Origin of the sequence: Pseudoxanthomonas suwonensis, from assembly GCF_010093235.1 — a bacterium.
GTDB classification, from domain to species: Bacteria; Pseudomonadota; Gammaproteobacteria; order Xanthomonadales; family Xanthomonadaceae; genus Pseudoxanthomonas; species Pseudoxanthomonas suwonensis.
Genome location: NZ_PDWP01000006.1, coordinates 21,967 through 45,823, shown reverse-complemented (window position 1 = coordinate 45,823; position 23,857 = coordinate 21,967). Strand labels below are relative to the sequence as shown.

Here is a 23,857-nt window from a genome sequence, read left to right as displayed (position 1 = left end):
CATGGCCAACATCTTCAACCGCGCCGCCGCCGGCGTGATGGACTGGGTCAACGCGCGCGCGCCGGCCCTGGCGCCGATGTACCGGAAGCACATGTCCGAGTACTACGCGCCGAAGAACTTCAACATCTGGTACATCTTCGGCGTGCTGTCGATGGTGGTGCTGGTCAACCAGATCGTGACCGGCATCTTCCTGACGATGCACTTCAAGACCAGCGCGGCGGAAGCCTTCGCGTCGGTCGAGTACATCATGCGCGACGTCGAGTGGGGCTGGCTGATCCGGTACATGCACAGCACCGGCGCCTCGCTGTTCTTCATCGTCGTCTACCTGCACATGTTCCGCGGCCTGATGTACGGCTCGTACCAGAAGCCGCGCGAGCTGGTGTGGATCCTCGGCATGCTGATCTACCTGGTGCTGATGGCCGAGGCCTTCATGGGCTACGTGCTGCCGTGGGGCCAGATGTCGTTCTGGGGCGCCAAGGTGATCATCTCGCTGTTCGGCGCGATCCCGGTGATCGGCAACGGCCTGACCGAGTGGATCATGGGCGACTACCTGCCCTCCGACGCCACCCTCAACCGCTTCTTCGCGCTGCACGTGATCGCGCTGCCGCTGGTGCTGCTGCTGCTGGTCGTGCTGCACCTGGGCGCGCTGCACGAGGTCGGTTCCAACAACCCGGACGGCGTGGAGATCAAGAAGGGCCCGAGGGGCAACCGCTGGTCGCCGACCGCGCCGGCCGACGGCGTGCCGTTCCACCCCTACTACACGGTGAAGGACACCTTCTACGTGTGCGCGATGCTGGTCATCGCCGCCTTCATCATCTTCTTCGCCCCGGCGTTCGGCGGCTGGTTCCTCGAGCACGACAACTTCACCGAGGCCAACAAGCTCGTCACCCCGGAGCACATCAAGCCGGTGTGGTACTACACGCCCTTCTACGCGATGTTGCGCGTGGTGCCCGACAAGCTCGGCGGCGTGCTGGTGATGTTCGGCGCCATCGCGATCCTGTTCGCGCTGCCGTGGCTGGACCGCTCCAAGGCCAGGTCCTACCGCTACCGCGGCGTCCTGTCCTGGGTGCTGCTGCTGGGCTTCGCCTTCAGCTTCGTGTGGCTGGGCAAGATCGGCGCCGGCCCGGGCACCGACCCGGTCGAGACCATCGTCGGCCGGATCCTGACGGCCTACTACTTCCTCTTCTTCCTGACCATGCCGATCTGGACCAAGATCGACAAGACCAAGCCGGTGCCGGAACGGGTGACGACGCATGACTAAGAAGTGGATTGCACTGCTGGCTTCGGCGGCCACCGGGCTCCTGTTCTCCGCCGCCGCGCTCGCCGCTTCCGGCGGCGCGGTGCAGCAGGCGGGCAACGACCTGTCCGACCGGGCTTCCCTGCAGCGCGGCGCCGCGCTGTACATGAACTACTGCTCCGGCTGCCACTCGCTGAAGTACCTGCGCTACTCGCGCATGGGCGAGGACCTCGGCCTGACCGAGGAAGAGGTGATGCAGAACCTCAACTTCACCGGCGCCAAGTACGGCGAGCAGATCCATGTCTCGCTGGCCCCGGCCGATGCCGAGAAGTGGTTCGGCAAGATGCCGCCGGACCTGAGCCTGATCTCCCGCGTGCGCGGCAGCGACTGGCTGTACACCTACCTCAAGTCCTTCTACCTGGACGAGACCCGCCCGCTGGGCTGGAACAACAAGCTGTTCCCGAACGTCTCCATGCCCAACCCGCTCTGGGAACTGCAGGGCCTGCAGCACGCCGAGTTCGGCGAGCCCGACGCGGCCGGCGAGCGCCATCCCGAGCGGCTGGTGGTGACCCAGCCGGGCAAGCTGTCAGCCCAGGAGTTCGACCAGGTCGCCCGCGACATCACCAACTTCCTCGAGTACGCCGGCGAGCCGGCCGCGCTGAAGCGGCAGGCCATCGGCATCTGGGTGATCCTGTTCCTGGTCGCCCTGACGTTCCTCGCCTGGCTCCTCAAGCAGGAGTACTGGCGGGACGTGCACTGACGTCACCGGACGTGTGCCAAAGCCATGCAGCCAGGGCCGGGTCTTCCCGGCCTTGCGCTTTTTGGCGCCGGAACGGCACACTCGGGGGATTATCACGACCGACGGCGAGGGGCCGTCGGCGATGGTGCGGCCGGCGGAGTCCGGTCTGCGGAGGCCCTGATGGCAGCGAGCGTGCGTATGCGCAATACCCTGACTTTGTTCTCCTCCGTCGATGACGTCCTGTGTCATCGGGTCCGGCTGGTCCTTGCGGCCAAGGGCGTGACCTATGACTTGGTGGCGGTCGATGCGCAGAACCCGCCCGAAGACCTGATCCATCTCAATCCGTACCACTCGGTGCCCACCCTGGTGGAGCGCGAGCTGGTGCTGTACGCGGCCTCGGTGGTCAGCGAGTACCTCGACGAGCGCTACCCGCACCCGCCGCTGATGCCGGTGGACCCGCTGTCGCGCGCGCGCCTGCGCCTGGCGATGCTGCGCATCGAGCACGACTGGGTGCCGCAGGTGCAGGCGATCCAGCTGGGCAACAAGCAGCAGGCCGAAGCCGGGCGCAAGCGCCTGCGCGAGCTGCTGACCGAATCGCTGCCGCTGTTCAAGGCCAGCAAGTTCTTCCTCAACCCGGAAATGAGCCTGGCCGACTGCGCCATGGCTCCGATCATCTGGCGCCTGCCGGCGCTGGACGTGCCGCTGCCGAAGGACGGCAAGGCGATCGAGGACTACGGCAACCGCATCTTCCGCAACCCCGGCTTTGCCCGCAGCCTCACCGAACAGGAAAGGAAGCTGCGCGATCTGCCGGCCTGACCCGGCGCCGCGTCGGCCCCCGCCGCCGCGGTCGCGTAGACTGCCCCCCATGAGCGAAGACGTACCCCGCATGACCTCCTACCGCCCGTACCTGCTGCGGGCGCTGACCGAGTGGATCAACGACAACGGCATGACGCCCCACATCCTGGTGGACGCGTCGGTGCCTGGCGTGCAGGTGCCGCCGGGCGTGGTGCGCGAGGGCAAGGTCGTGCTCAACATCGCCGATCGCGCCGTGGTCGGCCTGCACATCGACAATGCCTGGATCGGCTTCACCGCGCGCTTCGGTGGCGTCAGCCAGCCGGTCAGCGTGCCGGTCAACGCGGTGCTGGCGGTTTACGCACGCGAGACCGGGCAGGGCATGGTCCTGCCGGAAGAGGCCGGCCTGCCGCCCGGGCACGAAGGGGAAGGGCACGATGGCCCGCCCGACGACACCACGCCGCCCGAGCCGCCTCCAGCCGGCAAGCGCCCGCACCTGCGGGTGGTGAAGTAGACGCATCCGATGGATCCGCGCCGGCCCCGTGCCGGCGCGGCAGTTTCAGGCGTCCGGATGCCCGTGGCCGCGGACCGGCAGCGGGATGATCCGTGCACCGGCCGTGGGGCCGGTGAACGACACCAGTCGCCCGCCGCGCAGCACCAGCCTTCCGCTGTGGCGGTCGGCGCCGTCATGCGAGTAGTCGAAGCGGAACGTGCGCTCCAGCCCGAGCCAGCCGTCCTCGCGCCGGTAGACCCGCAGCCCGGTCGCATGCACGCTGTGGTCGAGCCATTGCACGCCAGCGGCGTTGCAGGCGTCGCGGCCCAGGGCCTCGGCACGTTCGGCAGCCGCACGCGCCGCGTTCCAGAACGCGAACACGGCGGCGCCGGCAATCATCAGCAGGATCAGGCTGGGCATGCGCGGACTCTAGCCCAGCTCCGCCGCGCGCGCCCCGCGCTCCGTCCGCGTCGCGCAGGCCCGGCGGGCCCTCCGCGGGCGCGGCGGGGGCAGCCGGGGCAGGAGCGGGTGCCCCGGGGCGTGCGGTCCGGATGGGGACCGGTTTCCCCAGGAACAGGGCATCCAGCTCCGCCTGCGACCGCAGCTTGAGCAGCACCGCCCAGTCACGCCGGTTGAAGCTGCATGCCTCGGGACGCCCGGGGCTGCACTCGGCCGCCTGCATGTCTTCGCCGTAAGCGGCTCCCGCGGCGGGCCGGGTGCCTTCGACCAGGCCTGCAGCGCTGCGCTCCAGCCGGCCGGTGCGGTCCAGCGGCAGGTGGCGCATGACCACCGCATTGAGCACGTTGCCGCCAAGCAGGTACAGGGTGCGGTCGCCACCGGGATTGGCCGCGACCACCACCTCGCAGTGCGACTGCCGTGGCAGCTGGCCGGTGCCGGACAGGCCAGCGCGCAGTCCCGCGGCGCCGCGACCTTCGTCGCTGCCGCGCAGGAAGCACAGCAGGTCGCCCGGGTCCGGCTTTTCCGCGAACGGATCCGCGTAGCGGAACGGGCTGCGCTCCGGATCGCGGTAGGCGCGTGCGATGTAGTCCATGTGCCGGGGCGAGGCGCTGAAGTTGGGCACCCCGGCGCGCAGCACGACCCAGGAGATGAACGCGGCCGACCATGGATGGTCGAGCAGGAAGGCGCGGCAGTCGCTGTCGAAGTGGCGGTCGCCAGCCGGCTGCATGCAGCTGCCGGCGCCGGGAAAGCTGGCCATCTGCGCCAGGGTGCCGCTTTCGCGCCAGTAGCGGACCACCTGCTGCCATGCCGGGGTGGCGTCGTCCCCGAGCCGGGTGTGCTCGGCTTCGGTCGTCGCCAGCGCGGCCACGCGGCCCTCGCTGTCGATGAACGGACTGAACCACAGCCGGTGTTCGCGGCAGGCGATGCCGACCATGGCGGCGGCCGTGCGCTCGACGCCATAGCGTGGTGGCAGCTCGCAGGCCTCGACCGCGGCCGCGGCGCGCAGCGGGGCCAGCAGCAGTCCGGCCAGGGCAAGGAGGATCAGCCAGGGGGCATGGGGGCGCATGCGGGCTCCTTTCGCGTGCGACCGAGGTTAGCCGTTCGCGGTGGGCGCGGCGTGAGAGCCGCGCCGGACTCACGCCGGTGGCGCGCCGAGCTTGAGCGACAGGTCGATCGCGCGCACGTGCTTGGTCAGCGCTCCGATGGAGATGAAGTCCACGCCATCCTCGGCGATCGCGCGCAGGCCCTCGATGCCGACGCTGCCGGAGACCTCCAGCGGGATGCGCCCGTCGAACGGCGCGGCGCGGGCGATGCGCACCGCCTCGCGGCGGGCATCGGCGTCGAAGTCGTCGACCAGGACGCGGTCGCAGCCGGCCGCGAGCGCCTCGCGCAGTTCGTCCAGGGTCTCGACCTCGACGACCAGCGGCAGGTCGGGCCGCGCCGCGCGCGCGGCCTGGATCGCGGCGGTGACCGAACCGGCCACGCGCACGTGGTTCTCCTTGAGCATCACCGCGTCGTACAGCCCCATGCGGTGGTTGCCGCCGCCGCCGGCACGCACCGCGTACTTCTGCGCCTGGCGCAGGCCGGGCAGGGTCTTGCGGGTGTCGAGGATGGTGGTGCCGGTGCCGCGCACCGCCTCCACGTAGCCCGCCGTCACCGTGGCGGTGCCGCTGAGGGTCTGCATGAAGTTGAGCGAGGTGCGCTCGGCGCTGACCAGGGCGCGGGTGCGACCGTACAGCACGGCCAGCACGGTGCCGGCGGCCACGCGCTGGCCCTCGGCCACCCGCCATTCGATGCGGACCTGCGGGTCCAGCGCGCGGTGGGTGGCGTCGAACCAGGGGCGACCGGCGACGACCGCGTCCTCCTTGCACAGCAGGCAGGCGCTGTCGGGCTGGTCCGGGAGCAGGGCCGCGGTGGCGTCGCCATCGCCGATGTCCTCGGCCAGGGCGCGGCGCACGTCCTCCAGGACCACCGCCTCCGGGGGCGGGAGCAGGCTCGCCGGCAGGCTCATGCCGGCGGGAAGTCGGCCACCTGCGCCGTGGCCAGGGCTTCCTCGACCAGCAGCACGGGGATGCCGTCCTCGACCCGGTAGACGTGGCGGCGGTCGCGGGTGACCAGGGCCTCGCGCAGCGGCTCGCGCTGGGGCGTGCCGTCGGCGCGGCTGACCTGGCCGGCGGCGATGGCGCGGTTGAGCGCCTCCAGTCCGCGCGACCCCCGCAGGGCCAGCGGCTGGCGGGTGTCGGGCGAGCACAGAAGGTCGAGCAGCTTGCGGTCCATGGCATTCGGTCGGGGAGCGGAGGCGGCTAGAATACGGCCTTGCCACCGAGGACGGCCATGCCAGCCCAGCCCAATCCGCCCGCGCCCCCCACCGCCGCGCCCCTGGTCGGCGTCGTGATGGGGTCCCGTTCCGACTGGGAAACCATGCAGCACGCCGTGCAGAAGCTCGAGGCGCTCGGGGTTCCGCACGAGGTCCGCGTCGTCTCCGCGCACCGTACTCCGGACGTCCTGTTCGAGTACGCCGCCACGGCGCAGTCGCGCGGGCTGCGCGCGATCATCGCCGGCGCCGGCGGCGCCGCCCACCTCCCGGGCATGATCGCCTCCAAGACCCCGGTGCCGGTGCTGGGCGTACCGGTACAGAGCCGCGCGCTCAATGGCATGGACTCGCTGCTGTCGATCGTGCAGATGCCGGCCGGCATCCCGGTCGCGACCTTCGCCATCGGCAATGCCGGCGCCGCCAATGCCGGGCTGTTCGCCGCCGCCATGCTGGCCGCCGAGTACCCGGACATCGGCCGCGCGCTGGAGTCCTTCCGCCAGCGCCAGACCGAGGACGTCATGGCCAATGACGATCCGCGGCAGTGAGCCTTCGCGCATGAGCCGTCGCCATCGCGTTGGAATCCTCGGAGGCGGCCAGCTGGCGCGGATGATGGCGCTGGCCGGCCTGCCGCTGGGACTGCAGTTCAAGGTGCTGGACCCGGCCGCCGACGCCTGCGCCGGCGAGTGCGCGCCGCTGGTCAACGCCGCGTTCGACGATGCCGCCGCGCTCGAGGCGCTGGCCGGCGAGGTCGACGTGGTCACCTTCGATTTCGAGAACGTGCCGGCCGACAGCGCCCGCGGCCTGGCCGGCAAGGTGCCGGTGCATCCGGCGCCCGACGCGCTGGCCGTGGCCCAGGACCGCCTGTCCGAGAAGACCCTGTTCCGGGAACTGGGCATCCCGGTGCCGGCGTTCGCCGCGGTCGACAGCCGCGAGGGGCTGGAGCGCGCGCTGGACGAGGTCGGCGTGCCGTGCATCCTCAAGACCCGCCGCCTGGGCTACGACGGCAAGGGCCAGTTCCGCATCCGCAGCCGTGCCGACGCCGATGCGGCGTGGGACGCGCTGGGGGCGCAGGCGCCGCGCGTCGGCCTGATCCTCGAGGCTTTCGTGCCGTTCGACGGCGAAGTCAGCGTGGTCGCCGTGCGCGGCCGAGATGGCGAGTTCCGCGCCTGGCCGCTGACCGCCAACTGGCATGTGGACGGCGTGCTGTCGGCCAGCCTGGCCCCGGCGCCGGTGCCTGCCGGAGTGCAGGACACCGCGCTCGGCTACGCCCGCCTGCTGGCGGAAAGGCTGGGCTACGTCGGCGTGTTCGCGCTGGAGCTGTTCCGCCGCGGCGACCAGCTGCTGGCCAACGAGATGGCACCGCGCGTGCACAACTCCGGGCACTGGACCATCGAAGGCGCGGAGACCTCGCAGTTCGAGAACCACCTGCGCGCCGTGCTGGGCCTGCCGCTGGGCAGCACCGCGATGCGCGGCCATGCCTGCATGCTCAACTGGATCGGCGCGATGCCGGACGTGGCCGGCGTGCTCGGCCAGGCCGGGGGCCACTGGCACGACTACGGCAAGGAGCCGCGCGACGGCCGCAAGGTCGGCCATGCGACCTTCCGCGCCGACAGTGCGCAGGCACTGGCGGGCGCGCTGGAATCCGCCGGCGTCGCGCTCGGCCGCCCGGAGCAGGTCGCCCCCGTGCTGGCGGTGCTGCGCGGCTGAGCCGCGCGGCACCGGCGTCGGGGCAGGGCCTCAGCGCAGGCGCCTGGCCACGGCGGCCCAGTCCACCATCTTCCAGAACGCGGCAAGGTAGCCGGCGCGGTCGCCCGCGTGGTCCAGCCACCAGGCGTGCTCCCAGAGGTCGCAGGCCAGCAGGGGCACGTCGCTGCCGGTGGCCGGGGTGCTGGCGCCATGCGTCAGGAGGATGCCCACGCTGCCGTCCGGCCGCTGCACCAGCCAGGCCCAGCCCGGCCCCGGCAGTCCCAGCGCCATGCGTTCGAACTCGCTGCGGAAACGGGCGAAATCGCCATAGCGCCTGGCCAGCCGGTCCGCCAGCGGCCCGCGCGGCTCGCCGCCGCCGCGGGGCGAGAGACAGGTCCAGTGGAAGGCGTGGTTCCAGGCCTCGGCCGCCACCGCCGCCAGCCGGCCGTGGGAGCGCCGGACCAGTTCGTCCAGGGCCAGGTCCTCCATGCCGGAACCGGGCAGCAGCCGGTTGAGCGTATCGAGGTGGCCCTGGTGCACGCCGCGGTGGGCTTCCAGTGCGGCGGCGGAAAGATGGGGTTCCAGCGCGGTCCGCGCATACGGAAGGTCGGGCAACTCGAAGGACATGCAGGTTCCGGGGGAGGCGCGGCGTCGGGGCGGTCGCGCAGGGATTACAATTGCAACTTCAGTGTAGCCGACGGCCGCGAAGGCCCCGTCGTCAGGAGATTCGCAATGGCGGTGATGGATCGTATCCAGGCCGAGGTCGAGAGCCGGCCGATCGTCCTGTTCATGAAAGGCACCCCGGCGTTCCCGATGTGCGGGTACTCCGCGCGCGCGGTGCAGGCCCTGCAGGCCGCCGGCGCCCAGGACCTCCATACGATCAACGTGCTGGAGGAGCCGGAGATCCGCGCCAACCTCCCGCGCTACTCGAACTGGCCGACCTTCCCACAGCTGTTCCTGCACGGCGAGCTGATCGGCGGCTGCGAGATCACCCTGGAGCTGCTGGAGTCCGGCGAGCTGCAGCGGATGGTCAGCGAAGCGCAGTCGCAATGAGCCTGGTTGGTCTTCCCGTGGCGGCGCCGAAGCCGCTGGCAGGTCGTGTCGTGCTCGTGACCGGCGCCCATGGCGGCCTGGGCAGCGTCGCTGCCCCCGCCTGCGCCGAGGCCGGCGCCACCGGGGTCTTGCTCGGCCGCCGGCTGCCCCGCCTGAACCGCGTGTACGACGCCGTTGCCGCGGCCGGGGCCGAGCCGCTGCTGTATCCGCTGGACCTGGAGGGCGCCTCGCCGGACGACTATGCCGAGCTGGCCGTCCGCATCGAGGCGGAGCTGGGCCGGCTGGACGGCATCCTGCACTGCGCCGCCGAATTCCGCGGGCTGACCCCGCTGGAGCACCAGGATCCGGCGCAGTTCGCCCGCGCGATCCACGTCAACCTGACCGCGCCCTGGTGGCTGCTGCAGGCCTGCCTGCCGCTGATGCGGCAGGCGCCCGATCCGGCCGTGGTGCTGGCGGTCGACGACCTGGCCCGGGTGGGGCAGGCCTACTGGGGCGGCTACGGCATCGCCCAGCACGGCCTGCATGCCTTGGTGCGGATGCTCGCCACCGAACTGGGCAACGATCCGGTGCGCGTATGCGCGCTGCAGCCCGGACCCATGCGCACGCCGCTGCGCGCCCGCGCCTATGCGGACGACCGAGTGCCCGACCTGCGCCACCCCAGGGACTACGCGTCCCGCTGCGTGATGCTCCTTTCGCCGCAAGGCGCCCCGTACCGTGGCCAGGTGGTTGCCGGCCTTGAGGAAATCCTGGCATGACCATCATGTCCGCCGCACTGCTGCTGTTCCTGATCCTGGACCCGCTGGGGAACGTCCCGGTGTTCCTGAGCGTGCTCAAGCCGCTGACCCCGCAGCGCCAGCGCGTGGTGGTCATGCGCGAGCTGCTGATCGCCCTGTTCGTGCTGATGCTGTTCTTGTGGTGCGGCCAGTACGCGCTGGAACTGATGCACCTGCGCCAGGAGTCGGTGTCCATCGCCGGAGGCATCGTCCTGTTCCTGATCGGCATCCGCATGATCTTCCCGCGCCCGGAAGGGCTGATGGGGGAGATCCCGGACGGCGAACCCTTCATCGTGCCGCTGGCCATCCCGCTGGTGGCCGGCCCGTCGGGCATGGCCGCGGTAATGCTGATGGGCAGCCGCGAGCCGGACCGCCTCTGGGAATGGAGCCTGGCCCTGTTCCTGGCCTGGGCCGCCACCGCCGCGATCCTGCTGGCTGCGCCGCTGCTGTACCGGCTGCTGGGCCGGCGCGCGCTGACCGCGGTCGAGCGCCTGATGGGCATGCTGCTGGTGGCGATCTCGGTGCAGATGCTGCTGGACGGCGTGGCCGTCTACCTGGGAAGGCCGATCGGCTGAGTGGGCGTCGCAGCCGTGCTGCGATGCAATAAAAACCGTAACCGGCCGGTCACAGACCCGCACTAGCATGTTAATCTACTGTTAACCCCTGCGCCGCCGTATGCAGGGAAGCCATTGATCTGCAATGCCGCCCGCCGCCCGGGCTGAAAAACTTTTCTTTGCCACCCTCCTGAGGCCTTTGCCATGACCGATCACCGTCGACTCCGCATGTCCAAGCTCACCCTTGGACTGGTCGCCGCCCTTGCTGCCGCTCCTGCGTTCGCCCAGAGCACCTCCGCCGGCGTCGGCGGCGTGGTCGTGGGCAGCAGCGGCCAGCCGGTGGCTGGCGCCGAAGTCACCATCGTCCACGTGGAATCCGGTACGGTCAGCCGTGCGGTGACCGATGCCAGCGGCCGCTACAACGCCCGCGGCCTGCGCGTCGGCGGTCCGTACACCGTGACCGTGACCAAGCCGGGCGAAGGCACCCGCACCGAGGAAGGCGTCTACCTGGCCCTGAACCAGGTCGCGACCGTCAATGCCTCGCTGGTCGGCGAAGTGACCGAGCTGGGCGCCATCAGCGTGGTCGGCGTGGCCGGCGGTTCGGACATCTTCAGCGCGAACAAGATGGGCGCCGGCACCAGCGTGTCGCAGCAGCAGATCGAGGCGCTGCCCTCGGCCAACCGCAACATCCAGGACTACGTCCGCCTGGATCCGCGCATCGCCCAGAGCGACAAGTCGCGCGGCGAGATCAGCGTCGGCGGCCAGAACCCGCGCTACAACGCCATCCGCATCGACGGCATCAACACCAGCGACACCTTCGGCCTGGAGTCGAACAACTTCCCGACCATGCGCCAGCCGGTGTCGATGGACGCCATCGAGGCGATCAACGTCGACATCTCCAACTACGACACAACCATCACCGGTGCCACCGGCGCGGTGATCGACGCGGTGACCAAGTCGGGCACCAACGAGTTCCACGGCTCGGTGTACGGCGCCTACCGCGACGGCGACTGGTGGGGCGAGCACCCGGTCTCGGGCGCCGACTTCACCGGCTTCAAGCAGGAGCAGACCTTCGGCGCCACCTTCGGCGGCCCGATCATCAAGGACAAGCTGTTCTTCTTCGTGAACTACGAGAAGTTCGAGCGCGATCGCGCCGGCTCCTCGTTCGGCCCGGTCGGTTCCGGCGCCAACACCATCGTCAACATCACCCCGGAGCAGATCGCCGAGGCCCAGGCGATCGCCCGCGACGTCTACCGCGTCGACATCGGCAGCATGGAGTCCCCGTCGACCATCAAGAACGAGGTCGAGGAGTACGCCGCCAAGATCGACTGGAACATCAACGAGGCCCACCGCCTGTCGGCGCGCTTCTCGAAGCTGGAGCAGGTCGAGCCGAACCTGGCCGGTTCCAGCAACAGCATGAACTACAACAGCCACGGCGTCGGCACCTTCGGCCCGGCGCTGGGCCTGAACAGCCGCTGGTACGACATCACCAAGGAAGTGCAGACCTCGGTGGTGCAGCTGTTCAGCGACTGGAACGAGAACCTGACCACCGAGTTCAAGGTCGGCCGCCGCACCTACGACTCGCTGAGCTCGGTGTACGCGCGCCTGCCGCAGATGGTCGTCACCTTCGGCAACACCGGCACCACCCCGCCGTACCTGAACTTCGGCACCGACGAGTTCCGCCACGGCAACGAGATCCAGACCACCACCGACACCGCCTTCGGTGCCGCGACCTGGTACGTCGGCGACCACACCCTGAAGTTCGGCTTCGACTGGGAGCGCAACGACGTCTACAACCTCTACGCGCAGAACATCTGGGGCACCTACGTGTTCGCCGGACTGGACGCGTTCCGCACCGGCCAGTACTCGATCTACGACCTGAACGCTCCGGTCCCGGGCAACGGCCTGGATTCGGTGGCGATGAACTACGTGCACACCAACACCGGCCTGTTCGTGCAGGACAGCTGGGCGGTCAACTACAACCTGACCCTGCTGTTCGGCCTGCGCGCCGACATCCCGAGCCTGGATGACGTGCCGGTCCACAACCAGCTGGTCCAGCAGTACTACGGCTACGACAACCGCGCCAAGATGGACGACGTGTTGGTCCAGCCGCGCTTCGGCTTCAACTACACCTTCGACAGCGATCGCCCGACCCAGCTGCGCGGCGGCCTGGGCCTGTTCCAGGGCGCGGCGGCCAACGTGTGGGTGGGTAACTCCTACCAGAACACCGGTTTCGGCCTGATCGGCTACAACGACCGCGACACCAGCGACGGCTGGCTGCCGGTCTCCATGGACCCGAACAACCCCAGCCGGCCCGACCCGAGCAGCGGCTACCGCATGATGGTCAACCTCATGGACAAGGACTTCGAGCAGCCGTCCGTGTGGAAGGCCAACCTGGCGTTCGACACCGAGCTGCCGTGGTACGGCGTCGTGGCCTCGGCCGAGTTCCTGTACACCAAGGTCAACAAGGGCCTGCACTACGAGCGCCTCGACCTGGGCAACGTGTCCTTCGACGAGGGCCCGGACGGCCGCAAGCTGTACTGGAACAACCCGTACGCCAAGAGCGGCATCCGCAACGGCAGCAACGACGGCGTGGAGGACCTGGCCGACACCATCCCGGGCTACGAGAACGTCACCGGCTGGGCCAACGACGGCGTCCTGCTGCTGACCAACACCGACAATGGCCGTAGCACCCAGTTCACCGTCGGCCTGAACAAGCCGCTGGTCGACACCTGGGGCTGGTCGCTGAACTACACCTACACCAACGCGACCGAGGTCAATCCGCTGACCAGCTCGCGCGCGATCTCGAACTGGTCCAACAAGGCGGTGTTCGATCCGAACTCCGACGAGGCCGCGACCTCGAACTACGAGATCAAGGACCGCGTCATCGGCAGCCTGCAGTTCCGCAAGTCGTTCTTCCGCGACTACGCGACCACCGTCTCGGTGTTCTACGAAGGCCGTGCCGGTGCACCGTACAGCTGGCGCTTTGCCAACGACATGAACGGCGACGGCTACACCAACGACCTGCTGTACATCCCGGGTGCGGAGGGCGAAGTGCTGTTCACCGGCGGCGCCGACATGGAAGCCGCGTTCTTCGACTGGGTGGCCGACAACGGCCTGGAGCGCTACAGGGGCCGCGTCGTCGAGCGCAACAGCATGCGCAACCGCTGGGTGAACCAGTTCGACCTGCGCATCAGCCAGGAACTGCCGGGCTTCTTCGAGGGCCACAAGTCCGAGATCTGGCTGGACGTGATGAACATCGGCAACCTGATCAACAAGGACTGGGGCCGCATCCAGTACAACTCGGCGTACAGCGACCGCGTCGCCGTCGGCTTCCAGGGCGTTGACGAGGACACCGGCAAGTACATCTATGCCTTCAACCCGAACCCGGTCAGCAGCTCCAACCCGAACGGCGTGACGGCGAAGTCGTGGACCGACTGGGAGTCCCGCTGGTCGCTGCAGGTGGGCTTCCGCTACAAGTTCTGATCCTGCGTTGCATGCGTGACCGAAACGGCCGGGGCGACCCGGCCGTTTCCTTCTGCGCGGTGGTGCGGCGCCCGGGGCTGCGCTAGAGTCGCCGACCGGTTTGCCAGAACACGCAGGACCCCGATGAACGACACCACCGCCAGCACCCTCCCGGTCCAGGACGCCCGCATCTACCCGCGCGGCGGGCTGGACGTGCTGTCGCGGACCGAGGTGGCGCGGCTGCGCGACGCCTCCAGCGGCGGCATGCACGAGCTCCTGCGGCGCTGCGCCCTGGCGGTGCTGACCAGCGGCAGCGCCAGCGACGACCCGCGCGCGGCCCGCGACCTGTACCCGCACTTCGACATCCAGGTCACCCAGCAGGACCGCGGCCTGCGCATCGACCTGAAGAACGCGCCGGCGATGGCCTTCGTCGACGGCCAGATCATCCGCGGCGTGGCCGAGCTGCTGTTCGCGGTGGTCCGCGACCTGGCCTGGACCGCGATCGAGCTGGGCCCGGAATACGCGGAGGACCTCGAGACCTCCCCGGGCATCACCGAGGCGGTGTTCGGCCTGCTGCGCAACGCCCGCGTGCTGCACCCGGCCGATCCCAACCTGGTCGTGTGCTGGGGCGGCCACTCGATCTCGCGCGACGAGTACCTCTACACCAAGCAGGTCGGCTACGAGCTGGGCCTGCGCGGCCTGGACATCTGCACCGGCTGCGGCCCGGGCGCGATGAAGGGGCCGATGAAGGGCGCCACCATCGCCCACGCCAAGCAGCGCAAGGCGCAGACGCGCTACATCGGCATCACCGAGCCCGGGATCATCGCGGCCGAATCGCCGAACCCGATCGTCAACGAGCTGGTGATCATGCCGGACATCGAGAAGCGGCTCGAGGCGTTCGTGCGCATGGCCCACGGCATCATCGTGTTCCCCGGCGGCGTGGGCACGGCCGAGGAGATCCTGTACCTGCTGGGCATCCTGCTGCGCGAGGAGAACGCGCACGTTCCGTTCCCGCTGATCTTCACCGGTCCGACCGTGGCCGCGCCGTACTTCGAGCAGATCGACCGTTTCATCCGCCTGACCCTGGGCGAGGCGGCGACGTCCCGCTACGAGATCGTGATCGGCGACGCCGCCGAGGTGGCGAAGAAGATGACCGCCGGCATCCAGCGCGTGCGCGAGGCGCGCATCGCGCAGAAGGACTCGTTCTACTTCAACTGGGGGCTTTCGATCCCGCTGGAATTCCAGCAGCCGTTCGCACCCACCCATGAGGCGATGGCCGCGCTGGACCTGCATCCGGGCCGTCCGCCGTCGGCGCTGGCCGCCGACCTGCGCCGCGCGTTCTCCGGCATCGTCGCCGGCAACGTCAAGGAAGACGGCATGCGCCGGATCGAGCAGCATGGCCCGTTCGAGATCCACGGCGCGCCGGACATGATGCAGGCGCTGGACGGCCTGCTGCGCGCCTTCGTGGAGCAGCGCCGGATGAAGATCGCCGGCGAGTACCGGCCCTGCTACCGCGTGGTGGCCTGACCCGCACCGCCTGCCGGGAACGGCAGGCTCAGGATGGCCACGTGCCGCTCGAGGGTGGACTCGATCTCCACGCCGCCGCGGTTGCCGGTCAGCGCCTGCACCCGCGCCCGCACCGCGCTCAGCCCGACCTGGTGGCCGCGGGTCGGCGGGCCCGCCCGCATAGACACGCTGTTGCTGATGACGATGCGGACGCCGGCGTGGTCCGCTTCCACCTCGATCCGCACCTCGCCGCCCTCGGGCGAACGCTCGATGCCGTGGCGGATCGCGTTCTCCACCAGCGGCTGTACCGACAGGGTCGGTATCTGCACCTCCGGCAACCGGTCCGGCACCTTCCAGGCCACCCGCAGCCGCGGCCCGAAGCGCAGCTGCTCGATCTCCAGGTAGCGCCGGGCCAGCGCCAGCTCGTCCTCCAGGGAGATGGTCGGCGGGCCGGCGAGGGCGGCGCGGAACAGGTCGGCCAGGTCCAGCAGGAGCCGCTCGGCCTCGCCCGGGCGCTGGCGCACCAGGGCCACGCCGGTATTGAGGGTGTTGAACAGGAAGTGCGGGCGTATCCGCGCCTGCAGCGACTCCAGCTGGGCCTGCTTGGCGCGCACGGCCAGCTGGGTGGCGCGCCAGTGGTTGTAGAACACCGCCAGGCCCATCAGGCCCACGCACAGGGTCAGTCCCGCCACCCTCAACGTGCTCCAGCCCGGGGCCAGCGGCCCGGGCACCATCACCGAAACCATCCCCTGGGCCAGCACGTGCACCAGGGAGCTGGACGCGACCAGCGCCAGCAGGGCCAGTCCGGCGACGTGGAGCGGCCGCAGGCGGGCGAGGGCGCCCCTTACCAGGTAGAGGCCGCCCAGGGCCAGCAGCAGGGTCCACTGGATGATCAGGCAGGCCAGGCCGAAGTACACCCAGCGGTCGGTCCAGCCCGGCTGCGCGATCGCCAGCACGGCGGCCACGCCCATGCCGCCGACGACCGTCCAGCTGATGGCCGGGGCCTGCCACAGTGCGTCGAGCGGGGAGGAGGGCGGGGCTGGGCGGGAACCTGGCATGCCGGCATGATGCCTTGGACGGCGCCGGCCGGGGAGCCGCCGCCGCTGGTTCCGGGGTTCGGCCCGCTCGTCGGTTGCGGGTAGAGGTGGCCGGCGCGCTCGGCTAAGTTGCAACGGCATCCAATATGGGGAAACCGGGCATGCATCCATCGCATGGGCCACTGGGCCGGCAGCGCCGCGCCGGCGTGCGCGCACGGCAGGGGGGCTTTACGCTGCTGGAACTGATGGTCACGTTGGCCGTCCTGGCCATCCTCGTATCCCTGGCCACGCCCAGCTTTACCGCGGTCATCAACGGCAACCGCCTTACGGCGCAGGCCAACGACCTGGTGGCCGACATCCAGCTGGCCCGCTCCGAGGCCGTGCGCCGCAACCGCACCGTGCGGCTGTGCCGCAGGGAGGACGGCGCCAGCTGCGCCGACGGCGAAGGCAACTGGACGGGCTGGATCGTGATGCTGCCCGGCGCCGATCCGGAAGTGCTGCGCGTGGCGACGGTGAAGGGAGCGGTCGAGGTGTCCGGCGGCGACACGATGAACTTCCGCCCCGACGGCCTGGCGCGCGACGACACCGGGTCGCTGCTCGCCACCACCTTCACCGTCTGCCTGCCGACCACGCGGCCCGCCGAGAACGTCCGCCAGGTGGACGTGGCCGGCGGCAGCCGCATCAACACGGTGGTCGCGAGCCACGCCACCCCGGGGGAATGCCCATGAGCCAGACCTTCAGGCCCTGCACGCCGCGGCCGCCGATGGCGGGCCGCCGGCGACAGGCCGGCGCCACGCTGCTGGAAGTGATGATCTCCATCCTGATCATGGCCATCGGCCTGCTCGGCATCGCCGCCATGCAGGCCACCGCGCTGCGCAACGGCCAGAGCTCGCTCGAGCGCACCCAGGCGGTCATGCAGTCCTACGCCGTCCTCGACATCCTGCGCGCCAACCGCACCGCCGCGATCGCGGGCTACTACAACACCGCGGGAATGCAGTGCGAAGGCGGAGACCCGGACGACAGCCTTCCGGAAGGCCACCAGACCGCCCAGGGCGAACTCAATGCCTGGCTGATGTCGCTGAAAAGCACGATGGGCCTCATCGACGACGAGACCACCTGCGCCGAGGTCGCCTGCGCGGGCAACGCCTTCGGGGGCGGCACCTGCACGGTGACGATCCAGTGGGACGACAGTCGCGGCACGGCCAGCGACGACGGCGAGGAAAGCGAGACCGGCGAGGGTAGCGAAACCCGCCAGGTCGTGACGGTGAGCGCCCTATGAACATCGAACGCATCCATCCGCGCGGCGCGTCGCGCGCCCGCCAGGCAGGCGTGAGCCTGATCGAACTGATGATCTCGCTGGTGCTCGGCCTGCTGGTGGTCGGCGCCGCGATCGGCGTGTTCGCCTCCAACAAGGCGGCCTACCGCAGCACCCAGGGCCTGGCCCGGCTGCAGGAGTCCGGGCAGATCGCGTTCGAGCTGATCTCGCGCGACATCCGCGAGGCCGGATCCAACCCCTGCGACGTCACCCTGACCCCGGGCAACATCATCGACGGTGCCGCCGCGGCCACGCCCGACGGCGACGACTGGTTCATGGCCCTGGGCTTCCCGCTCTATGGCTTCGAGAACGACGGCCCCGACCACGTCGCCGGCACCGACGTCATCCAGGTCCTGCGCACCGGCGAGGACATCCGCTCGACCACCGACGAGCTCGCCTCCGGCGCCACCGACCTGGAGTTCACGCCGGCCACCCCGCTGTTCGCCAGCGGCGACGTGGTGATGGTCTGCGACATGAAGGTGCTGGGCGTGTTCCGGGCCAACGGCGACAGTTCGGCGGCCGGCTCCGTCAGCTTCGCCGCCGGTGCGGGCGCCAACGCCTGCGACTACTTCCCGATGCCCAACACCGGCGCCTGCGCCGGCGCGGCCACCGCCTATCCGTTCCCGAAGTTCGCCACGATCAGCTCGATGCAGGGCGTCCGCTGGTTCCTGCGCGATCCCGATGGCGATGCCTCCAACGGCTATTCGCTGTACCGCCAGGTCAACGGCGGCAGCGCCGAGGAAGTGGTGCAGGGCGTGTCCAACCTGCAGTTCCGTTACCTGACCGATGCCGGCTACGTCGGCGCCTCGTCGCTGACCACCGCCGACGCCTGGCGCAACGTGCGCGCCGTGCGGATGACGCTGACGCTCCGGGAAACCGAGCGCACCGGCACCGACGGCCAGCCGCTGACCCGCGTCGTCGAAAACGTCATCGCCCTGCGGAACCGCGTCCTATGAACAAGGCCATCAAGCTCCCCGGGCGCCAGCAAGGCGCGTCCCTCGTCGTCGTCCTCATCCTGCTGCTGGTCATGACCCTGCTGGGCCTGGCCGTGCTCCGCGGCACGCTGCTGGAGGAGCGGATGAGCGCCAACATGTACGACCGCAGCCTCGCCTTCCAGCAGGCCGAGTCGGCGCTGCGCGAGGCCGAGGACAAGGTCCGCGCCACCGTGCTCGCCAACGGCAACGGCTGGGTCATCGGCGTCAAGTGCGGCAACGACCCCGCGCGCGGCGGCCTGGCCGACATCGACGACTCCAAGTGCGGAGGCATGCCGGCCAGCACCTTCAGCGGCGGCGCGATCTGCGCCAGCCTGACCGGCGACTGCTGGTTCAACGCGACCGACCAGCTCGGCGCGGGCAACAACTCTGCCGGCGCCCCCCAGTACTACGTCCAGTACCTGGGCCTGCGCGACAGCCATGACGAACTGGGCCTCGGCTCCAGCGCCGGATCCGTGCAGTACGGCGGCGGTGGCGGTGGCGTGGTCCAGGAAGCCATGTACCGGATCTTCGCCCGCAGCCACGACCCCGCGAACAACAGCGAACGCGCGGTGGTGGTCCTGCAGGCCAACGTGGTGGCCAAGTGATGAATGCGACGACCCAGCCGCGCGACCGCGCAGGGAGTACCGCCATGAACAACCCCGCAACCTCCGCTCCGCGCCCCGCACCCAGCCGGGCCAGCAGGATCGCCGCGATCGCGGTCGGCCTGTGCGCCGCCTTCTGCTCGGTGTCGGCCTTCTCCGGCGTGGCGATCGACCGCAAGCCGCTGACGGTGACCAACAGCGTCCCCGGCAACATGGTGCTGCTGCCCTCGGTCGAATGGCCGACGGTGGTGACCCACGCCAACGCCCCCGGCGTGGCCGAGGGCTCGGCCAATTACTCGACCTCGACGGCCTACGCCGGCTACTTCAATTCCGAGCTCTGCTACGCCTACAACTACGACCCGGTCGAGGCCAACCGTTATTTCTATCCGGTGGTCGCGGCCAGCAACCGCAGCTGCAGCGGCAGGACCGGCGGCACGGTGACCCAGCGGCTGTGGAGCGGCAACTTCCTCAACTGGGCGGCCATGCAGGCGGTGGATACCTTCCGCCTGGCCCTGACCGGTGGCTACCGCGTGCACCGCCCGGCGGACGGCACGCCGCCCAGCGTGTCGATCATCGGTTCCAACGGCTCGGCCATGTCCAAGGCCACCAGCGAGATGCCGGGTGTCACCTACCTCGAAAAGGGCAATTCGGACCGTTTCGAAACCGGCTACACCCCGCTGCGCAGGCTCAATAACAACACCCTGGTCGCGGGGGCGACGCCCGCGCAGACCTCCGGTTTCCGCGCCCGCATCGGTGGCCTGCGCAACCAGATGTGGTTCGGGCTCTCCACCAATATCTCGCTCGGCAATTCGCAGTCCTGGAACGACCCCAGGGCGCTCGCGCTGCCGGTGACCAGCGGCATCCAGCCCGCGCCGGGCGACAGCAACGTCTCGGCGGTGCCGTACAACCCGTCCGTACATTCGCTGGCCAACAGCGCGACCAGCTGTCCCTCGGGCTACTCGTACAGCTCCGCCAAGGCCAGGTGCACGAGCCGGAACGGCGATCGCGATCCGAACTCGTATGGCAACGACGCGGTGTACGCGGTCAGCATCCGGGTGAAGGTCTGCGACGGGGTGCTCGACACCCGCTCGATGTGCACCCGCTACGGCAGCTACTACAAGCCCGAAGGCCTGCTCCAGGGCAACGCCAAGAAGACCCGCTACAGCCTGTTCGCGTACCTGACCGAGAGCGGCCAGAACCGCAACGGTGGCGTGATGCGCGCGCGCCAGAAGCTGATCGGCCCGGTGACCGCGGCCGAGCTGGCCGGCACCGAGAAGCCGTATCCGGACCGCACCGGCCGCATCCCGAACATCGACAATCCCGAGTGGGATCCGGTGACCGGCGTGATCATCAACGACCCGGACACCAGCGATTCCGCCGCCACGAGCGCCCGCATCGGCACCTGCGGCACCGGCTCCGGCGATCCGCCGGACGGCAGCCGCTGCACCGTGCGCTACAGCGGCGTCATCAACTACCTGAACCGGTTCGGCCAGATCCACACCGGCATGGCCACGCTGAAGGCGTACGACAACCTCAGCGAGATGTACTACACCGCACTGCGCTACATGCGCGGCGTGGGCAACCTGTCGGCCTACAGCAACCTGACCGGCAGCGCCCAGGATCGCTACCGCAATGCCGACGGCATGCCGGTCATCGAGGACTGGTACGGCACCGGCGCCAACTCCGCGGTGACCCGCTGGACCGCCGACACCACGGTCGGCAGCAATGCCGACCCGATCCTGTACCGCTGCCAGGCCAACGTGTTCCTCGGCATCGGCGACACGGCCACCAACAACGAGGACGCCAACCACAGCGGCAACGGCGACATCTCGAACAACTTCGTGTCCGAATGGCTCGGATACACCGAGGGCGACAACACCAACCGCAACTACACCGCGGCGCTGGCCTACTGGGCGCACATCAACGACATCCGCTCCGACGTGCCCAACGTGGTGTTGAGCACCAACCCCGAGCGCAAGCGCGGCCAGTCGATCAGCACGTACTGGGTGGACGTGGTCGAGCTCAACGACCTCAAGAGCGCCAGGACCAACCAGTACTACCTGGCGACCAAGTACGGCGGCTACGCGATTCCGGAGGAGTCGTACGACGCCAACGGCAATGCCCAGCGGCAGAGCACGGCCTGGTTCAATACGAACCGCAGCGTGTGGACCTCGGCCACCCAGAACGCCAAGCAGCAGACCGGACTGGGCGGCACGGGCGACTTCTACCTGCCCAACAACATGTACCTGGCCAACAACGGCGAGGCGATGATCCGAGGCCTGGAGGCGGCGTTCCGCAAGATCGCCGACGACGTCAGCGGCTCCGGCAGCTCGTTCGCCAGCAACAGCACCAAGCTGGAAGTGGGTTCGCGCACCTACCAGGCCAAGTACATCTCCAACGGCTGGGGCGGACGCCTGACCGCCAGCGACGTCGACGTCAACACCGGCACCCTGACCGACCGCTGGGACGCCTCCGACTGGCTGGGCCAGGCCGCGGGCGACACCAAGGTCAACCCCGACGCGGTCACGCTGCACTACAGCCAGCGCAAGCTGCTCTATGCCAACGCCAGCAGCGCCAGCGGCCTGTCCAACTTCATCAATGGCTGGACCGGTGCGGTGCAGGCGAACCCCTCGGTGATCAAGCCGACCGGGTTCTCCGGCCTGACCGATGACCAGCTGAAGTACATCCTCGGCGACCGCACCCACGAGCGGCAGTCCACCGCCAACAACAGCCTGCGCACCTTCCGCAACCGGCGCGGCATGCTGGGCGACATCATCAATTCGACCCCCATCTACGTGGGCCGGCCGAACGCCAACCTGCACCCGAACGACCCCAGCTATGCTTCGTTCGCGTCGCAGAAGGCCTCGCGCAAGCCGGTGGTGTACGTGGGCGCCAACGACGGCATGCTGCATGCGTTCCAGGCGCCGGATTCGGGCAACGCCAACGCCGGCCGCGAGCTGTTCGCCTTCATGCCCACCGAGGCGATGGCGGTGCTGCAGCAGAACGATCCGGCGTCGGGACGCTACCCGTACTGGGATCCGGAGTACGACCACGCCTATTCGGTGGACGGCGAGCTGACCGTCGCCGACGTCAAGGACGGCGAAACCTGGAAGACCATCCTGGTGGGCACGATGGGCCGCGGCGGCAAGACCATCTTCGCCCTGGACGTCACCGACCCGGACAACCCGAAGCTGCTGTGGGAGAAAACCGGCTCCGACTCGCAGGTCGGCTTCCTGCTCGGCAATGCCCTGGGACGCCCGATCATCGCCAAGGTTGCCGACGGCGACTGGCGCGTGTTCCTGGGCAACGGCCCCAACAGCACCAGCGACGCCTCGGCCCTGATCATGCTCGACGTGATCACCGGCGCCAACCGCGGTTCGCGCAGCACCGGCGTGGCGGGCGACAACGGACTGGGCCCGGTCAACGTCTGGGACGACCATGGCACCGTCGTGCCGAGCAAGCCGGACGGCAACTTCGACACGGTTTACGCCGGCGACATGCGCGGCAACCTCTGGAAGTTCGACCTGGATGCCAATTCCACGACCCTGCTGTTCACCACCCGCACCGGGCAGCCGATCACCGTCGCGCCCCTGGTGGCCCGCAACCCGTACCGTCCGCCGGAGACCTGGCTGTTCTTCGGTACCGGCCGCTACCTGAGCATGGCCGACACCAGCGTGAGCGCGAACGCGGTGGTGCAGAGCTGGTACGGCATCATCGACCGCGGCACCCTGGTGGCCCACAACAGCCTGAACCAGTCGACCATCGACTACGAGGACAGCAAGGGCCGCGTGATCTCGAAGGTGGCGGCGGCCGGGACCAACGGCTGGTACATCGACCTGCAGTCGCCGGAGGAGGCCGACGGCACCGTCGCGGCCCGCGGCGAGCGCATGGTCGTGCCGAACTTCTTCCAGGGCATGGCCCTGATCGGCACCACGCGCTTCCCGGACTCGAACGATCCCTGCGCCCCCAGCGGCAAGGGCTTCACGATGGCGATCGATCCGTTCACCGGTGGCCGGCTCAACGGCGCGTTCTTCGACATCGACCAGTCGGGGACCGTCGGCGACAGCGGCGACTACCAGGACGGCGACACCTCGACGCCGTACTCGGGCGTGGCCTACGACAGCGGTCCGAACAACCCGATCTTCCTCGGCTCGTACATGTATACGAGCCTGGACGACGGCACTTACGCTAAGTACAAGACCAGCGGCTCCCAGGCCGCGGTGAGGCGAGTCTCCTGGAGGGAGCTGATCAACAATGGCAATTGACCGGAACATGCGGCATGCACGGGGCTCCCGCGCGCAGGGCTTCACCCTCATCGAGCTGATGATGGTGGTGGCGATCATCGCGATCCTCGGCACGATCGCCAACGCGAGCTACCAGCACTACATCCTCAAGTCGCGGCGCTCGGCCGCCGCGGCCTGCCTGCATGAGCGCGCGCAGTTCCTGGAGCGCTACTACACGACCCACCTGACGTACGAGAGTGCGCCGGAGCCGGCGCAGTGCGGTCCGGACCTGGAGGCGTTCTACACGATCGAGCTCGACGTCGAGGGCCCGAAGAGCTACACCCTGACGGCCACGCCGACCGACCGCCAGAAGGACGAGAAGTGCGGCACGCTTTCGCTCGACGCCAAGGGCCAGGAAGGCATCACCGGCACCGGCAACGTGCAGGCCTGCTGGTGACGCAGGCAGGCCCGGGCGCCGACTGAGGGCAGCGCCTCCCGGCGCGACCGCCGGGAAGCGCTACGCCAGGCCGAATCCGCAGCGCCGGGCCCCGTGGCCCGGCGTTTGCGTTTCCGGCGCATGCGCGGCGCGGGCGCAAAAAAGAAGGGTCCGCATTGCTGCGGACCCTTCCTGGAAT

22 protein-coding genes and 1 pseudogene are annotated in these 23,857 nt (G+C 69.5%); 17 read left to right on the top strand and 6 right to left on the bottom strand.

Features of this window, described 5'->3' with window-relative positions:
- The first annotated feature begins 1 nt into the window (after position 1).
- The 4 genes from CSC68_RS03935 (at position 2) to CSC68_RS03920 (ending at position 3,282) form a co-directional block, all read left to right on the top strand.
- Positions 2 to 1,261, top strand: a complete 1,260-nt coding sequence (locus tag CSC68_RS03935; RefSeq protein WP_162202198.1) for a cytochrome b — start codon at positions 2 to 4, stop codon at positions 1,259 to 1,261.
- The gene (locus CSC68_RS03930; protein ID WP_162202197.1) at positions 1,254 to 1,997 is read left to right on the top strand and encodes a cytochrome c1; all 744 of its coding nucleotides are present in this window, start codon (positions 1,254 to 1,256) and stop codon (positions 1,995 to 1,997) included. The genes CSC68_RS03935 and CSC68_RS03930 overlap by 8 nt, the downstream gene beginning before the upstream one ends.
- Before the next feature lie 159 nt (positions 1,998 to 2,156).
- Positions 2,157 to 2,792 (top strand): glutathione S-transferase N-terminal domain-containing protein, encoded by a 636-nt coding sequence (locus tag CSC68_RS03925; protein WP_162202196.1) that lies wholly within the window; start codon positions 2,157 to 2,159, stop codon positions 2,790 to 2,792.
- A 49-nt stretch (positions 2,793 to 2,841) separates the two neighbouring features.
- Positions 2,842 to 3,282, top strand: coding sequence for a ClpXP protease specificity-enhancing factor (locus CSC68_RS03920; protein WP_162202195.1), 441 nt, complete (start codon positions 2,842 to 2,844; stop codon positions 3,280 to 3,282).
- A 45-nt stretch (positions 3,283 to 3,327) separates the two neighbouring features.
- Here the strand turns inward: CSC68_RS03920 and CSC68_RS03915 are convergent, their stop codons facing one another.
- The 4 genes and pseudogenes from CSC68_RS03915 to CSC68_RS03900 form a co-directional block, all read right to left on the bottom strand.
- Positions 3,328 to 3,681, bottom strand: coding sequence for a DUF3301 domain-containing protein (locus CSC68_RS03915; protein WP_162202194.1), 354 nt, complete (start codon positions 3,679 to 3,681; stop codon positions 3,328 to 3,330).
- A gap of 241 nt (positions 3,682 to 3,922) precedes the next feature.
- Positions 3,923 to 4,654: pseudogene (locus CSC68_RS03910) on the bottom strand (DUF2272 domain-containing protein); the annotation flags it as partial.
- A gap of 201 nt (positions 4,655 to 4,855) precedes the next feature.
- Positions 4,856 to 5,731, bottom strand: coding sequence for a carboxylating nicotinate-nucleotide diphosphorylase (gene nadC, locus CSC68_RS03905; RefSeq protein ID WP_162202193.1), 876 nt, complete (start codon positions 5,729 to 5,731; stop codon positions 4,856 to 4,858).
- Positions 5,728 to 5,997, bottom strand: coding sequence for a Trm112 family protein (locus tag CSC68_RS03900; RefSeq protein ID WP_162202192.1), 270 nt, complete (start codon positions 5,995 to 5,997; stop codon positions 5,728 to 5,730). Before CSC68_RS03900 ends, nadC begins: the two co-directional genes overlap by 4 nt.
- A 57-nt stretch (positions 5,998 to 6,054) precedes the next feature.
- Here CSC68_RS03900 and purE point away from each other — a divergent pair, with 57 nt between their 5' ends.
- Together purE and CSC68_RS03890 are read left to right on the top strand one after the other, a co-directional pair.
- Complete coding sequence (gene purE, locus CSC68_RS03895; protein ID WP_162202191.1) at positions 6,055 to 6,579, top strand: 5-(carboxyamino)imidazole ribonucleotide mutase; 525 nt, start codon at positions 6,055 to 6,057, stop codon at positions 6,577 to 6,579.
- 10 nt (positions 6,580 to 6,589) lie between these two features.
- The gene (locus CSC68_RS03890) at positions 6,590 to 7,741 is read left to right on the top strand and encodes a 5-(carboxyamino)imidazole ribonucleotide synthase (RefSeq protein ID WP_162202190.1); all 1,152 of its coding nucleotides are present in this window, start codon (positions 6,590 to 6,592) and stop codon (positions 7,739 to 7,741) included.
- Between the two features lie 30 nt (positions 7,742 to 7,771).
- Here CSC68_RS03890 and CSC68_RS03885 read toward each other — a convergent pair whose 3' ends face one another.
- Positions 7,772 to 8,347 carry a Fe-Mn family superoxide dismutase gene (locus tag CSC68_RS03885; RefSeq protein WP_162202189.1) on the bottom strand — a complete coding sequence of 192 codons (576 nt, stop codon included), beginning with the start codon at positions 8,345 to 8,347 and terminating at the stop codon, positions 7,772 to 7,774.
- A gap of 105 nt (positions 8,348 to 8,452) precedes the next feature.
- Here CSC68_RS03885 and grxD point away from each other — a divergent pair, with 105 nt between their 5' ends.
- From grxD to ppnN, 5 genes are all read left to right on the top strand, one after another.
- Positions 8,453 to 8,773, top strand: coding sequence for a Grx4 family monothiol glutaredoxin (gene grxD / locus CSC68_RS03880; RefSeq protein ID WP_162202188.1), 321 nt, complete (start codon positions 8,453 to 8,455; stop codon positions 8,771 to 8,773).
- Complete coding sequence (locus CSC68_RS03875; RefSeq protein WP_162202187.1) at positions 8,770 to 9,528, top strand: SDR family NAD(P)-dependent oxidoreductase; 759 nt, start codon at positions 8,770 to 8,772, stop codon at positions 9,526 to 9,528. The genes grxD and CSC68_RS03875 overlap by 4 nt, the downstream gene beginning before the upstream one ends.
- A complete protein-coding gene (locus CSC68_RS03870; protein ID WP_162202186.1) occupies positions 9,525 to 10,121 on the top strand; it encodes a YhgN family NAAT transporter in 597 nt (198 codons plus the stop codon). The genes CSC68_RS03875 and CSC68_RS03870 overlap by 4 nt, the downstream gene beginning before the upstream one ends.
- Positions 10,122 to 10,328: 207 nt before the next feature.
- The gene (locus CSC68_RS03865; RefSeq protein WP_162202185.1) at positions 10,329 to 13,586 is read left to right on the top strand and encodes a TonB-dependent receptor; all 3,258 of its coding nucleotides are present in this window, start codon (positions 10,329 to 10,331) and stop codon (positions 13,584 to 13,586) included.
- Between the two features lie 123 nt (positions 13,587 to 13,709).
- Entirely contained in the window at positions 13,710 to 15,092 is a 1,383-nt protein-coding gene (ppnN, locus tag CSC68_RS03860; protein WP_162202184.1) for a nucleotide 5'-monophosphate nucleosidase PpnN, read from the top strand.
- On the opposite strand, the gene CSC68_RS03855 is transcribed toward ppnN, so the two are convergent.
- Positions 15,074 to 16,129, bottom strand: coding sequence for a sensor histidine kinase (locus CSC68_RS03855; RefSeq protein WP_162202183.1), 1,056 nt, complete (start codon positions 16,127 to 16,129; stop codon positions 15,074 to 15,076). The genes ppnN and CSC68_RS03855 overlap by 19 nt on opposite strands.
- A 140-nt stretch (positions 16,130 to 16,269) precedes the next feature.
- Between CSC68_RS03855 and CSC68_RS03850 the strand changes: the two genes are divergently transcribed.
- Genes CSC68_RS03850 through CSC68_RS03825 form a run of 6 tightly spaced genes read left to right on the top strand, consistent with a single transcriptional unit; the run spans position 16,270 to position 23,679 of the window.
- On the top strand, positions 16,270 to 16,836 hold the full coding sequence (locus CSC68_RS03850) for a GspH/FimT family pseudopilin (protein ID WP_162202182.1): 567 nt from the start codon (positions 16,270 to 16,272) through the stop codon (positions 16,834 to 16,836).
- Positions 16,833 to 17,387 carry a type IV pilus modification protein PilV gene (gene pilV / locus CSC68_RS03845; protein WP_211365682.1) on the top strand — a complete coding sequence of 185 codons (555 nt, stop codon included), beginning with the start codon at positions 16,833 to 16,835 and terminating at the stop codon, positions 17,385 to 17,387. The genes CSC68_RS03850 and pilV overlap by 4 nt, the downstream gene beginning before the upstream one ends.
- Positions 17,384 to 18,379 carry a PilW family protein gene (locus CSC68_RS03840; RefSeq protein WP_162202180.1) on the top strand — a complete coding sequence of 332 codons (996 nt, stop codon included), beginning with the start codon at positions 17,384 to 17,386 and terminating at the stop codon, positions 18,377 to 18,379. Before pilV ends, CSC68_RS03840 begins: the two co-directional genes overlap by 4 nt.
- Positions 18,376 to 19,002, top strand: coding sequence for a pilus assembly PilX family protein (locus tag CSC68_RS03835; protein WP_162202179.1), 627 nt, complete (start codon positions 18,376 to 18,378; stop codon positions 19,000 to 19,002). Before CSC68_RS03840 ends, CSC68_RS03835 begins: the two co-directional genes overlap by 4 nt.
- Positions 19,003 to 19,046: 44 nt before the next feature.
- Positions 19,047 to 23,264, top strand: a complete 4,218-nt coding sequence (locus tag CSC68_RS03830; RefSeq protein WP_162202178.1) for a pilus assembly protein — start codon at positions 19,047 to 19,049, stop codon at positions 23,262 to 23,264.
- Entirely contained in the window at positions 23,254 to 23,679 is a 426-nt protein-coding gene (locus tag CSC68_RS03825) for a type IV pilin protein (protein ID WP_281353787.1), read from the top strand. Before CSC68_RS03830 ends, CSC68_RS03825 begins: the two co-directional genes overlap by 11 nt.
- Positions 23,680 to 23,857: the final 178 nt, after the last annotated feature.

Bases quoted from the DNA above. Each gene is read 5' to 3' on its own strand.
- CSC68_RS03885 (WP_162202189.1), bottom strand. From the start codon at position 8,347: ATGTCCTTCGAGTTGCCCGACCTTCCGTATGCGCGGACCGCGCTGGAA.
- CSC68_RS03825 (WP_281353787.1), top strand. From the start codon at position 23,254: ATGGCAATTGACCGGAACATGCGGCATGCACGGGGCTCCCGCGCGCAG.
- CSC68_RS03915 (WP_162202194.1), bottom strand. From the start codon at position 3,681: ATGCCCAGCCTGATCCTGCTGATGATTGCCGGCGCCGCCGTGTTCGCG.
- CSC68_RS03850 (WP_162202182.1), top strand. From the start codon at position 16,270: ATGCATCCATCGCATGGGCCACTGGGCCGGCAGCGCCGCGCCGGCGTG.
- CSC68_RS03855 (WP_162202183.1), bottom strand. From the start codon at position 16,129: ATGCCAGGTTCCCGCCCAGCCCCGCCCTCCTCCCCGCTCGACGCACTG.
- CSC68_RS03935 (WP_162202198.1), top strand. From the start codon at position 2: ATGGCCAACATCTTCAACCGCGCCGCCGCCGGCGTGATGGACTGGGTC.
- CSC68_RS03870 (WP_162202186.1), top strand. From the start codon at position 9,525: ATGACCATCATGTCCGCCGCACTGCTGCTGTTCCTGATCCTGGACCCG.
- CSC68_RS03930 (WP_162202197.1), top strand. From the start codon at position 1,254: ATGACTAAGAAGTGGATTGCACTGCTGGCTTCGGCGGCCACCGGGCTC.
- CSC68_RS03925 (WP_162202196.1), top strand. From the start codon at position 2,157: ATGGCAGCGAGCGTGCGTATGCGCAATACCCTGACTTTGTTCTCCTCC.
- CSC68_RS03865 (WP_162202185.1), top strand. From the start codon at position 10,329: ATGTCCAAGCTCACCCTTGGACTGGTCGCCGCCCTTGCTGCCGCTCCT.
- grxD (WP_162202188.1), top strand. From the start codon at position 8,453: ATGGCGGTGATGGATCGTATCCAGGCCGAGGTCGAGAGCCGGCCGATC.
- CSC68_RS03840 (WP_162202180.1), top strand. From the start codon at position 17,384: ATGAACATCGAACGCATCCATCCGCGCGGCGCGTCGCGCGCCCGCCAG.
- CSC68_RS03835 (WP_162202179.1), top strand. From the start codon at position 18,376: ATGAACAAGGCCATCAAGCTCCCCGGGCGCCAGCAAGGCGCGTCCCTC.
- nadC (WP_162202193.1), bottom strand. From the start codon at position 5,731: ATGAGCCTGCCGGCGAGCCTGCTCCCGCCCCCGGAGGCGGTGGTCCTG.
- CSC68_RS03900 (WP_162202192.1), bottom strand. From the start codon at position 5,997: ATGGACCGCAAGCTGCTCGACCTTCTGTGCTCGCCCGACACCCGCCAG.
- CSC68_RS03920 (WP_162202195.1), top strand. From the start codon at position 2,842: ATGAGCGAAGACGTACCCCGCATGACCTCCTACCGCCCGTACCTGCTG.
- CSC68_RS03875 (WP_162202187.1), top strand. From the start codon at position 8,770: ATGAGCCTGGTTGGTCTTCCCGTGGCGGCGCCGAAGCCGCTGGCAGGT.
- ppnN (WP_162202184.1), top strand. From the start codon at position 13,710: ATGAACGACACCACCGCCAGCACCCTCCCGGTCCAGGACGCCCGCATC.
- CSC68_RS03830 (WP_162202178.1), top strand. From the start codon at position 19,047: ATGAACAACCCCGCAACCTCCGCTCCGCGCCCCGCACCCAGCCGGGCC.
- purE (WP_162202191.1), top strand. From the start codon at position 6,055: ATGCCAGCCCAGCCCAATCCGCCCGCGCCCCCCACCGCCGCGCCCCTG.
- pilV (WP_211365682.1), top strand. From the start codon at position 16,833: ATGAGCCAGACCTTCAGGCCCTGCACGCCGCGGCCGCCGATGGCGGGC.
- CSC68_RS03890 (WP_162202190.1), top strand. From the start codon at position 6,590: ATGAGCCGTCGCCATCGCGTTGGAATCCTCGGAGGCGGCCAGCTGGCG.